This is a genomic window from Pseudomonas baetica (genome assembly GCF_002813455.1).
GTDB classification, from domain to species: domain Bacteria; phylum Pseudomonadota; class Gammaproteobacteria; order Pseudomonadales; family Pseudomonadaceae; genus Aquipseudomonas; species Aquipseudomonas baetica.
The window spans coordinates 3,870,906-3,881,961 of sequence record NZ_PHHE01000001.1 but is presented as its reverse complement, the minus strand read 5'-3'; the positions used below and the strand labels follow the sequence as shown (position 1 = coordinate 3,881,961).

The window sequence follows — 11,056 nt, the reverse complement described above, 5'->3', positions numbered from 1 at the left end:
GGCGTGGCCGCCAGTAAAACGGATCAGTATCCTAGCACCCTCTCGCCCGCCGACGCTAAGACCAAGCGGGCAGCCCAACAGGTTAAAAAACGAATGAATGCTCTAGCCCGCCGCGCTGCAGGCCTGCTGCTCAGCACAGTCTGCCTGCCCCTTTCGGCCCTGGCGGCCGACCCGCAACCGACTCACGAATTCACCCTCGACAACGGCCTCAAGGTCGTCGTGCGCGAAGACCATCGCGCGCCGGTGGTGGTATCGCAGGTCTGGTACAAGGTCGGTTCCAGCTACGAAACCCCGGGCCAGACCGGCCTGTCCCACGCGCTTGAGCACATGATGTTCAAGGGCAGCGAAAAAGTCGGCCCCGGCGAAGCCTCGCTGATCCTGCGCGACCTCGGTGCCGACGAGAACGCCTTCACCAGCGACGACTTCACCGCTTATTACCAGGTGCTGGCCCGCGATCGCCTGGGCGTGGCCTTCGAACTGGAAGCCGACCGCATGGCCAATCTGCGCTTGCCGGCCGACGAGTTCGCCAAGGAAATCGAAGTCATCAAGGAAGAGCGCCGCCTACGCACCGATGACAAGCCGATGTCCAAAGCCTACGAGCGCTATAAGGCGATGGCCTACCCGGCCAGCGGCTACCACACGCCGACCATCGGCTGGATGGCAGACCTGGACCGGATGAAGGTCGAAGAGCTGCGTCACTGGTATCAGTCCTGGTATGTGCCGAACAACGCCACGCTGGTGGTGGTCGGCGACGTCACCCCGGATGAAGTGAAAACCCTCGCCCAGCGTTATTTCGGGCCCATCGCCAAACGCGATGTGCCTCCAGCGAAGCAACCGCTGGAACTGGCCGAACCCGGCGAACGGCAGATCACCCTGCATGTGCAGACCCAACTGCCGAGCCTGATGCTCGGTTTCAACGTGCCGAGCATTGCTACCGCCGAAGACAAACGCTCGGTCAATGCCCTGCGCCTGATCTCGGCGCTGCTCGACGGCGGTTATAGCGGTCGCATCCCGACGCAACTGGAGCGCGGCGAAGAGCTGGTGTCCGGCGGCTCGTCGAGCTATGACGCCTACACCCGCGGCGACAGCCTGTTCACCCTGTCGGCTACGCCGAACACCCAGAAGAAAAAGACCATGGCGCAAGCCGAGGCTGGTCTGTGGAAACTGCTGGACCAGTTGAAAACCACTGCACCGTCCGCCGAAGAGCTGGAACGCGTGCGGGCCCAGGTGATTGCCGGCCTGGTCTACGAACGTGACTCGATCACCAGCCAGGCCACCGCCATCGGCCAATTGGAGACGGTGGGTCTGTCATGGAAACTGATGGACACCGAACTCGCCGATCTGGAAAGCGTGACCCCGCAAGACATCCAGAATGCCGCCAAGCTGTACTTCACCCGCGAACGTCTCAGCGTCGCCCACGTCCTGCCACTGGAGACGACTCATGAGTGAGCGCAAAACCCCACGCCTGTTTTTGCTCGGCCTGATTGCGGTCGCCGTGATCGGCTCCGCTGCTGTCTATCTGTCGCCAAGCGCTGACAGCAAGGCCAGCGAAGCGCTGGACAACGCCAAGTCCAGCCAAAAGCTGCAATCACTGGCCGAACTCGACGGTAAAGCCCCGGCCAGCCGCAAGCTCGATGTGCAGACCTGGAACACCGCCGAAGGCGCCAAGGTGCTGTTCGTCGAGGCTCACGAGCTGCCGATGTTCGACATGCGCCTGATCTTTTCCGCTGGCAGCAGTCAGGACGGCAACGCGCCGGGCCTGGCAGTGCTGACCAACGCGATGCTCAACGAAGGCGTTGCTGGCAAGGACGTCGGCGCCATCGCTCAAGGCTTCGAAGGCCTGGGTGCAGATTTCGGCAACGGTGCGTTCAAGGACATGGCGCTGGCTTCGTTGCGTAGCCTGAGTGCCGCCGAGCAACGTGAGCCGGCGCTGAAGCTGTTCTCGGAAGTGGTGGGCAAACCAACCTTCCCGGCCGACTCGTTCGCGCGCATCAAGAACCAGATGCTCGCCGGGTTCGAATACCAGAAGCAGAACCCCGGCAAACTCGCCAGCCTCGAACTGATGAAGCGTCTGTATGGCGATCACCCGTACGCGCATTCCAGCGACGGCAATCCGCAAAGCGTGCCGAAGATCACCCTCGCGCAACTGCGTGAGTTCCACGCCAAGGCATACGCCGCCGGCAATGTGGTGATCGCGCTGGTCGGCGACTTGTCTCGCGCTGACGCCGAGGCGATTGCCAATCAGGTGTCCGCCGCCCTGCCGAAGGGTCCGGCGCTGGCGAAGATCGCTCAGCCGCAGGAGCCGAAAGCCAGCACTGGCCATATCGAGTTTCCGTCGAAGCAGACCAACCTGATGCTCGCGCAACTGGGCATCGACCGTGACGACCCGGATTACGCTGCACTGTCGATGGGCAACCAGATCCTCGGCGGCGGTGGTTTCGGTACTCGTCTGATGAGCGAAGTGCGCGAGAAACGCGGCCTCACCTACGGTGTGTATTCGGGTTTCAGCCCGATGCAGGCCCGTGGCCCGTTCATGATCAACCTGCAGACCCGCGCGCAAATGAGCGAAGGCACCCTGAAACTGGTGCAGGACGTACTCGCCGACTACCTGAAAACCGGCCCGACGCAGAAAGAACTCGACGACGCCAAGCGCGAACTGGCTGGCAGCTTCCCGCTGTCCACCGCGAGCAACGCCGACATCGTCGGCCAACTCGGTGCCATGGGCTTTTATAATCTGCCGTTGAGCTATCTGGACGACTTCATGAAGCAGTCGCAGAGCCTGACCGTGGAGCAAGTCCGCGACGCCCTGAACAAACACCTGAGCACGGACAAAATGGTCATCGTCACTGCTGGCCCGACCGTGCCGCAAAAGCCGTTACCGGCCCCATCTGATAAACCTGCCGAGCAACCGCTCGGGGTTCCGGAGCATTAATGGCAACTCGATCCCCCAAAAAACCTGCGCAAAATGTCCACAATGGTGTGAACCAGTTACGCATCATTGGCGGCCAATGGCGCAGTCGCAAGCTGAGCTTCCCCGACGCGCCGGGCCTGCGCCCGACACCTGATCGCGTGCGTGAAACCCTGTTCAACTGGCTAGCGCCGTACGTTGAAGGGGCCAAGGTGCTCGACCCGTTCGCTGGCAGCGGTGCGCTGTTCCTCGAAGCGCTGTCCCGGGGCGCGGCCACGGGACAGGCACTGGATGCCAGCAATATTGCGGTCTCCAGCCTCAAAGAACACCTTGGCACCCTGCGATGCACCAATGGCCAGGTGCAGACCGCCGACGCGTTGCGCTACCTGGAAACCCAGACCGCGACTGCGTTCGACCTGGTGTTCCTCGATCCGCCGTTCAACCAGAACCTGCTGCCGGCGGTGTGCACCTTGCTCGAAGAACGCCAGTGGCTTGCGCCGGACTCGTGGATCTACACTGAAAGCGAAACCGCGCCGTCGACCCTCGGCCTGCCAGGCAACTGGCGCCTGCACCGCGAACAGAAATCCGGCCGGGTTTACTACGCGCTGTGGCAACGTACGGCAGAGATCGCCGGTTAACCGACCGGCCTGAATATGCGGCGCCCCTTCCAGCAAGGTCGCCGCTCTGCATCGAGAACCCTCGTGTCCGCTCCTTCAGAACACTTCAACCCCGCCTTCGGCCTCGGCAATCCGCACCTGCAAACCTTGTGGGGGCCGCTGTGGCGCAAAACCGTACATATCGAACGTGAACGCGAACGCCTGTGGCTTGAGGATGGCGATTTTCTTGACCTCGACTGGCATGGTTCGCACACAGCCGATGCGCCGTTGGTGCTGGTACTGCATGGATTGACCGGTTCCTCCAATTCGCCTTACGTAGCCGGCATCCAGAAAACGTTGGCCGATCAAGGCTGGGCCAGCGTCGCGCTGAACTGGCGTGGTTGCTCGGGCGAGCCGAATCTGTTGCCACGCAGCTACCATTCTGGCGCCAGCGAAGACCTCGCCGAAACCATCAGGCATCTGCGCGCCAAACGCCCGTTGGCGCCGTTGTATGCCGTGGGCTACTCCCTGGGCGGCAACGTGCTGCTCAAACACCTCGGGGAAACCGGCAGCGACAGTGGCGTACTCGGCGCGGTGGCGGTGTCGGTGCCGTTTCGACTCGACCAATGCGCCGACCGCATCGGCCGGGGGTTTTCCAAGGTCTATCAGGCGCACTTCATGCGCGAGATGCTCGCCTACATCAAGAACAAGCAACGGCAGTTTCAACATGACGGGCGTGAAGACGGACTCGCCGCACTGGCAGCCCTTGGCTCGCTGGAAAACATGCGCACCTTCTGGGATTTCGATGGCCGGGTGACCGCGCCGTTGCACGGATTTGAGGATGCCGAGGATTACTACCGCCGCGCTTCAAGCCGCTACTTTCTCGGCGAGATTCGCACGCCGACCCTGATCATTCAGGCCGCAGACGATCCCTTCGTGTTCCCGCACAGTCTGCCGCAGGCCAGTGAGCTGTCGGCTTCAACCGCCTTCGAATTGCAGGCACGCGGCGGGCATGTCGGCTTTGTCGACGGTTCGATTCGTCAGCCCGGCTATTACCTGGAACGTCGCATACCACGATGGCTGGCGCGCGTGCCCGCATGAGCGATCAGGGCGAGTCGATCCGTTTCTGGCAAACCGTGCCACTGGCCGGGGTCGAGTTGCTGTCGGCGCGCTACATCGAGCATCGTTTCGCCCCCCATGTACATGACGGCTATGTGATCGGCATGATCATGGCCGGCGCCCAGCGTTATCGCTATCGCGGCGCCGAACATCTGGCCGGCAGCGGCACGCTGGTGCTGATCAACCCGGACGAATTGCACACCGGGCACAAGGGCACCGAGGATGGCTGGCTGTATCGGGCGTTTTATCCCGACACCGCGCAAATCGTTTCGCTGCTGGATGAGCTGGAACTGTCCACCACGAACCTGCCGGCGTTCGGCGCCACGTTGTATCGCGATGCGGATCTGGTCACCGGGTTTTCCCGGTTGCACCATTTGCTCGAAAGCCCGGCCACCGCGCTGCAACAGCAAACGGTGTGGCGCGAGATGATGTTGCGGCTATTGCAGCGCCATGCGGCAGTGCCGGTGCCCGGACGAGCCGGCAAGGAACACCGCGCGGTGCTGTTGGGCAAAGAACTGCTGCACGCACAACTGGCAGCGCCACCGTCACTGGAAGAACTGGCGGCGGCGGTCAATCTGTCTCCGTTCCATTTCGCCCGGGTGTTCCGCCGCGCTACGGGTATGCCACCGCACACCTGGCTGATGCAACAGCGCATCGCCCAGGCTCGCGCACTCCTGCAGCACGGCTGCTTGCCGGTGGAAGTCGCCACGCGACTGGGCTTCGCCGATCAGAGCCATTTGAGCCGGCAGTTCAAGCAGGCTTATGGCGTCGGGCCCGCCGTGTACCGCAGTGCCCGACAGGTTCTTTCAGATAACGAATAACCAATGTGGGAGCGAGCCTGCTCGCGAAAGCGGTTGTTCATTGAACATTGATGTCGACTGATCCGACGCCTTCGCGAGCAGGCTCGCTCCCACAGGTGTTGGTTATTCGCCGGTGGCGATACCGCGCGACGGCTCGTTGATCCACTCACTCCACGACCCGGCGTACAGCGAACCCAACGGATAACCCGCCAGACACAGCGCAAACAGGTTATGACACGCCGTCACCCCCGAGCCGCAATAAGCCACCAGTTCCGCCGGCGAACGCTCGCCGAGTTTCGCAGCAAAGCGCTGCTTGAGCTGGTCTGCCGGAAGGAAGCGCCCGTCACTCCCGAGGTTGTCAGTAAACGCCGCACATTGCGCGCCGGGAATGTGCCCGGCAATCGGGTCGATCGGTTCCACTTCCCCCTTGAAGCGAGGTAGCGCGCGGGCGTCGATCAGGGTCAGCGTCGGCTGGCCGAGGCGCCGCTGCAACTGCTCGGCACTGAGCAGCAGGCGCGTGTCCGGCTCACCACTGAAATTACCCCGAGTGACCGACGGCGCATCGAGACTCAGTGGCAACCCGGCGGCGTGCCAGGCCTTGAGGCCGCCATCGACAATGAACACGCCGTCACGCTTACCCAGCCATGCCAGCAGCCACCACGCCCGCGCGGCGTAGGCACCAGGGCCGTCGTCATACAGAACCACGTCGCTGTCGGCGTTGATGCCCCATGCCTGCAGCCGCTCGATCAACGTGGCCGGATCAGGCAGCGGATGGCGACCAGTCTGGCCTTTGATCACTTTGCCACTGAGGTCACGCTCAAGATCGGCGAAACTTGCCCCGGCAATGTGCCCTTCGGCGTAACTGCGTTGCCCGTAATCCGGGTCTTCGAGGGCAAAGCGGCAATCGAGAATCACCAGCCCCGGTTGTTCCTTGCGGGCGTCCAGTGTCTGCGGGCTGATCAGTTGCGCAATCGGCATAACGAGCTCCTGTGGAATATCAACGGCACTGTTTATTTCACGTCTTCGAGGGCCTGGGCCAGCGGTACATAAAATTCATCAAACAGCGCATTAACCTCATCGCGTGCCTGATCGGTGACAAAACCGGCTTCCAGCACCAACACCTGATACACGCCGCGTTTAACGGCCTGTTCGCTGAGGTGATTGGAGTTTTCCCGGGTGGTGCACAGGAAACGTACCCACGACGTCAGGATGATCCAGGCATTGAGGGTCAGGGACTCGATCTGCACGCGATCCATCTTCAGGATCCCGGCGGCGACAAAGCCTTCGTAGATCGCGGCACCCTGAATGACACAACGCTGGGAAAAACGGCGATAACGGGCGGCCAGTTCCTGATCGCTGTCGAGCAGATGCTCAAGATCGCGGTGCAAAAATCGGTAGCGCCACATCGCCGACAGCAGTTCCTTGAGGTAGAAACGCTTGTCTTCGACCGTTGCGGCGCGCCCGTGCGGCGGGCGCAGGAAGCTGTCGACGAGGCTTTCGTACTCACTGAACAACACGGCGATGATCGCCTGCTTGTTCGGGAAGTGGTAGTACAGGTTGCCCGGAGAAATCTCCATGTGTGCGGCGATGTGATTGGTGCTGATGCTGCGCTCGCCCTGTTGATTGAACAGCTCGAGGCTGTTCTGCACGATGCGCTCGCTGGTTTTTATTCGTGGGGCCATGGCTTGAGCTTTAATTCAGAGTGCGGTGACGGGCATCTTACGACCTAACCGGAAATGGATAAAACAAAGCTGTGACAGGAAGTGATTTGACTTTATAGAGCATAGACTCTAAAAAGTGCCTCACTACAATAAATCCGGAGCTGATGATGACTGCCGACATTGCCTACCTGCAAACGCTGCAACAGCCACTGGTGGCACTGGATCGGCTGTTCGAGGCGCAGCGGGCCGCCTATGCCGCCAATCCGATGCCACCCGCCGCTCAACGCCAGCAATGGCTCAAGGCGCTGCGCGATTTGCTGAGCAATGAGCGTCAGGCGTTGATCGAGGCGATCAGCGCCGATTTCAGCCATCGCAGTGCCGATGAAACCCTGCTCGCCGAGTTGATGCCGAGCCTGCATGGCATTCACTACGCCAGCCGCCATCTCAGGGGCTGGATGAAATCTTCGCGGCGCAAGGTCGGCATGGCGTTCCAGCCTGCTTCGGCAAAAGTGGTTTACCAGCCGCTGGGCGTGGTCGGCGTCATCGTGCCGTGGAATTACCCGCTGTATCTGGCCATGGGCCCGCTGGTCGGCGCCTTGGCGGCAGGCAATCGGGTGATGCTCAAGCTCAGCGAATCGACCCCGGCCACCGGCCAGCTACTCAAAGCGTTGCTCGCGCGAATTTTCCCCGAAGACCTGGTGTGTGTAGTGCTGGGCGAAGCCGATATCGGCGTGGCGTTTTCCCGTTTGCGCTTCGACCACCTGTTGTTTACCGGTGCCACCAGTATCGGCAAGCATGTGATGCGCGCGGCCGCAGAGAACCTCACGCCGGTCACGCTCGAACTGGGTGGCAAGTCCCCTGCCATCGTCTCCCGCGACGTGCCGTTGAAGGACGCCGCCGAGCGCATCGCCTTCGGCAAAACCCTCAACGCCGGGCAGACCTGCGTCGCACCCGATTACGTGTTGGTGCCGGAAGACCGGGTCGGCGGCTTCGTCGAAGCCTATCGCCAGGCGGTTCAGGGTTTTTATCCGACCCTCACCGATAACCCGGACTACACCGCGATCATCAACGAGCGCCAACTGGCCCGGCTCAACGGCTACGTCAGCGATGCCACCAGCAAAGGCGCGCTGCTGATTCCGCTGTTCGATCAGGCTCAGGGCCGGCGCATGCCGCACAGCGTTTTATTGAATGTCAGCGACGAGATGACCGTGATGCAGGACGAAATCTTCGGCCCGCTCTTGCCGATCGTGCCGTACCGGGATCTGGAGCAGGCATTTGCTTACATCAATCAGCGCCCGCGACCTCTGGCTCTTTACTACTTTGGCTACGACAAACGCGAACAGAACCGCGTGCTGCACGAAACCCACTCCGGCGGCGTGTGCCTGAACGACACCCTGCTGCATGTGGCGCAGGACGACATGCCCTTCGGCGGCATCGGCGCCTCGGGCATGGGTCATTACCACGGTCACGAAGGCTTCCTGACGTTCAGCAAAGCCAAAGGCGTGTTGATTAAACAGCGCTTCAATGCGGCCAGGCTGATTTATCCGCCTTACGGAAAGTCGATTCAGAAACTGATCCAGAAGCTGTTCATTCGCTAAACCTCGTCATCGCCGCCGGGTAATAAAAACAATGCACCCAAGCCTGACCGATACACCTGCACTGTCACGCCGTAGCGTACTGAAATTCAGCCTCGGCGCCACGGCGTTTCTTGCCACCGCCGGGCTTGGCGCCAGCCTCAGCGGCTGTTCGTCGAGCGTCGCGGCCAATGGTTTCGTGACCTTGCGCGACGGCGACCTGCTGTTTTTGCGTGCACTGATTCCAGTGATGCTCGACGGCGCCGTAGCGGCCGAGAAGATGCCGGGGGCCGTTGATGGCACGCTCAAATCGCTGGATTACAGCCTTGATCATCTGTCGCCGGAAATGCTCAAACTCACCCGACAATTGTTTGATGTATTGGGCATGGCCGTGACCCGTGGGCCGCTGACCGGGATCTGGGGCAGTTGGGAAAACGCCACGCCCGAGGCGCTGCGCCATTTCCTCGATCGCTGGGAAAACAGCACATTGAGTCTCCTGCGCATGGGCCACAGCTCTCTGAAGCAAATGGTGATGATGGCCTGGTACACCCGCGCCGAGTCCTGGGCGCACTGCGGCTACCCCGGTCCGCCCACTGTCTGAAACCGAGGCGCGCCCTTCGCGAGCAAGCCCGCTCCCACATTTGAAACGCATTCCCCTGTGAGAGCGAGCCTGCTCGCGAAGGGGCCCGCAAGAACTACAAAAACAAGAGAACCTGATCGATGCCCGTACCCGACCCCTTCCGCGAAGGCCTGGCCCGAGGCTGGAAAACCTACAACGGCGCCCGGCTCACCGATGACCTGACGCTCGAAGCCGATGTTGCGATCATCGGCAGCGGCGCTGGTGGCGGCACCACGGCAGAAATCCTCAGCGCCGCCGGCTATAAAGTGCTGCTGATCGAAGAAGGCCCGCTGAAAACCAGTTCCGATTTCAAAATGCTCGAAGACCAGGCCTACAGCAGCCTTTATCAGGAAGGTATCGGCCGCATGAGCAAGGACGGCGCAATCACCATCCTGCAGGGCCGCGCGGTCGGCGGCACCACGCTGATCAACTGGACATCGAGTTTCCGCACACCGCAGCCGACTCTCGAACAATGGGCCAAAGAGCACAACGTCAAAGGCCACAGCCCCGACGAGATGGCGCCATGGTTCGAAAAAATGGAGCAGCGCCTCGGCGTCGCCCCATGGATGGTTCCGCCCAACGCCAACAACGACGTGATCCGCAAAGGCTGCGAGCAACTCGGCTACAGCTGGCACGTGATCCCGCGCAACGTGCGCGGTTGCTGGAACCTTGGTTACTGCGGCATGGGCTGCCCGACCAACGCCAAACAATCGATGCTGGTCACGACCATTCCGGCAACGCTGGAAAAGGGTGGCGAGTTACTCTATCTGGCCCGGGCGGAAAAGCTGCAGATCAGCGGCGATAAAATCACCAGCCTGCAATGCGTGGCCATGGACGAGCGCTGCGTCGAACCGACCGGCCGCAAAATCACCATCAAGGCGCGGCACTACGTGCTGGCCGGCGGCGGTATCAACAGCCCGGCATTATTACTGCGTTCGGATGCGCCGGATCCGCATAAAACCCTCGGCAAACGGACGTTTCTGCATCTGGTGAACATGTCCGCCGGGCGCTTCGATGAGGTGATCAATCCGTTCTACGGCGCGCCACAGTCGATCTACACGGACTATTTCCAGTGGAAGGACGGCGCCACCGGGCCGATGGGCTACAAACTCGAAGTGCCACCGCTACACCCGGCACTGGCCGCTACACTGCTCGGCGGTTTTGGCCAGCAGAACGCGGAGCACATGGCCGACCTGCCGCACACCCACGCGATGCTCGCGCTACTGCGCGACGGCTTTCACCCGGACAGCCAGGGCGGCAGTGTCGAGTTGCGCGGCGACGGCTCGCCGGTGCTCGATTACCAAGTCTCGCCGTATGCTTGGGAAGGCTTGCGCCGCGCATTCCACAGCATGGCCGAGATCCAGTTCGCCGGCGGCGCCCAAGCGGTGATGCCGATGCACGCGGACGCGCGCTACGTGAAAACCCTGGCCGAGGCGCGCACGCTGATCGATGGATTAAGTCTTGAGCTGTATCGCACGCGCCTTGGCAGCGCCCACGTCATGGGCGGCTGCGCAATGGGTGAAGACCCGAAGAGCGCCGTCACCGACAGCCTCGGCCGCCATCATCAACTGAGCAATCTGTCGATTCACGATGGCTCGCTGTTCCCCACCAGCATCGGCGCCAACCCACAGTTGTCGGTGTATGGTCTGACAGCACAATTGGCGACGTCCCTCGCCGATCGCCTGAGAAATCCATGAAAAACCGTATTATTGCGATCGTCTATAGTGCTTTCTTACCCAACAGGCGACTTGGCCGACCGGGACGGCTGCGATACCATCC

Annotated in this window: 10 protein-coding genes; 8 read left to right on the top strand and 2 right to left on the bottom strand. The window is 61.6% G+C overall.

Going from position 1 to position 11,056, the window contains the following annotated elements:
* The first annotated feature begins 93 nt into the window (after nt 1–93).
* The 5 genes from ATI02_RS17705 to ATI02_RS17685 all read left to right on the top strand — a co-directional run bounded on the left by ATI02_RS17705 (nt 94) and on the right by ATI02_RS17685 (nt 5,444).
* A complete protein-coding gene (locus ATI02_RS17705) occupies nt 94–1,449 on the top strand; it encodes a M16 family metallopeptidase (RefSeq protein WP_100846934.1) in 1,356 nt (451 codons plus the stop codon).
* On the top strand, nt 1,442–2,932 hold the full coding sequence (locus tag ATI02_RS17700) for a M16 family metallopeptidase (protein WP_100846933.1): 1,491 nt from the start codon (nt 1,442–1,444) through the stop codon (nt 2,930–2,932). Before ATI02_RS17705 ends, ATI02_RS17700 begins: the two co-directional genes overlap by 8 nt.
* Complete coding sequence (gene rsmD, locus ATI02_RS17695; protein WP_095186977.1) at nt 2,932–3,546, top strand: 16S rRNA (guanine(966)-N(2))-methyltransferase RsmD; 615 nt, start codon at nt 2,932–2,934, stop codon at nt 3,544–3,546. The genes ATI02_RS17700 and rsmD overlap by 1 nt, the downstream gene beginning before the upstream one ends.
* A 63-nt stretch (nt 3,547–3,609) precedes the next feature.
* Nucleotides 3,610–4,605 carry a hydrolase gene (locus ATI02_RS17690; protein ID WP_095186976.1) on the top strand — a complete coding sequence of 332 codons (996 nt, stop codon included), beginning with the start codon at nt 3,610–3,612 and terminating at the stop codon, nt 4,603–4,605.
* Nucleotides 4,602–5,444, top strand: a complete 843-nt coding sequence (locus ATI02_RS17685) for an AraC family transcriptional regulator (protein ID WP_095187138.1) — start codon at nt 4,602–4,604, stop codon at nt 5,442–5,444. The genes ATI02_RS17690 and ATI02_RS17685 overlap by 4 nt, the downstream gene beginning before the upstream one ends.
* A 102-nt stretch (nt 5,445–5,546) precedes the next feature.
* On the opposite strand, the gene ATI02_RS17680 is transcribed toward ATI02_RS17685, so the two are convergent.
* Both ATI02_RS17680 and ATI02_RS17675 read right to left on the bottom strand, forming a co-directional pair.
* On the bottom strand, nt 5,547–6,401 hold the full coding sequence (locus tag ATI02_RS17680; protein WP_095186975.1) for a sulfurtransferase: 855 nt from the start codon (nt 6,399–6,401) through the stop codon (nt 5,547–5,549).
* 32 nt (nt 6,402–6,433) lie between these two features.
* Nucleotides 6,434–7,105, bottom strand: a complete 672-nt coding sequence (locus ATI02_RS17675; protein WP_095186974.1) for a TetR/AcrR family transcriptional regulator — start codon at nt 7,103–7,105, stop codon at nt 6,434–6,436.
* 146 nt (nt 7,106–7,251) lie between these two features.
* Between ATI02_RS17675 and ATI02_RS17670 the strand changes: the two genes are divergently transcribed.
* From ATI02_RS17670 to ATI02_RS17660, 3 genes are all read left to right on the top strand, one after another.
* Entirely contained in the window at nt 7,252–8,682 is a 1,431-nt protein-coding gene (locus ATI02_RS17670) for a coniferyl aldehyde dehydrogenase (protein WP_100846932.1), read from the top strand.
* A 31-nt stretch (nt 8,683–8,713) separates the two neighbouring features.
* Nucleotides 8,714–9,259, top strand: coding sequence for a twin-arginine translocation pathway signal protein (locus tag ATI02_RS17665; RefSeq protein ID WP_100846931.1), 546 nt, complete (start codon nt 8,714–8,716; stop codon nt 9,257–9,259).
* 119 nt (nt 9,260–9,378) lie between these two features.
* Nucleotides 9,379–10,974 (top strand): GMC family oxidoreductase, encoded by a 1,596-nt coding sequence (locus tag ATI02_RS17660; protein ID WP_100846930.1) that lies wholly within the window; start codon nt 9,379–9,381, stop codon nt 10,972–10,974.
* Nucleotides 10,975–11,056: the final 82 nt, after the last annotated feature.

What these genes read in the sequence shown, in the direction of transcription:
- ATI02_RS17705 (WP_100846934.1), top strand. Translation starts at nt 94, where the DNA reads ATGAATGCTCTAGCCCGCCGCGCTGCAGGCCTGCTGCTCAGCACAGTC.
- ATI02_RS17700 (WP_100846933.1), top strand. Translation starts at nt 1,442, where the DNA reads ATGAGTGAGCGCAAAACCCCACGCCTGTTTTTGCTCGGCCTGATTGCG.
- ATI02_RS17665 (WP_100846931.1), top strand. Translation starts at nt 8,714, where the DNA reads ATGCACCCAAGCCTGACCGATACACCTGCACTGTCACGCCGTAGCGTA.
- ATI02_RS17675 (WP_095186974.1), bottom strand. Translation starts at nt 7,105, where the DNA reads ATGGCCCCACGAATAAAAACCAGCGAGCGCATCGTGCAGAACAGCCTC.
- rsmD (WP_095186977.1), top strand. Translation starts at nt 2,932, where the DNA reads ATGGCAACTCGATCCCCCAAAAAACCTGCGCAAAATGTCCACAATGGT.
- ATI02_RS17670 (WP_100846932.1), top strand. Translation starts at nt 7,252, where the DNA reads ATGACTGCCGACATTGCCTACCTGCAAACGCTGCAACAGCCACTGGTG.
- ATI02_RS17685 (WP_095187138.1), top strand. Translation starts at nt 4,602, where the DNA reads ATGAGCGATCAGGGCGAGTCGATCCGTTTCTGGCAAACCGTGCCACTG.
- ATI02_RS17660 (WP_100846930.1), top strand. Translation starts at nt 9,379, where the DNA reads ATGCCCGTACCCGACCCCTTCCGCGAAGGCCTGGCCCGAGGCTGGAAA.
- ATI02_RS17680 (WP_095186975.1), bottom strand. Translation starts at nt 6,401, where the DNA reads ATGCCGATTGCGCAACTGATCAGCCCGCAGACACTGGACGCCCGCAAG.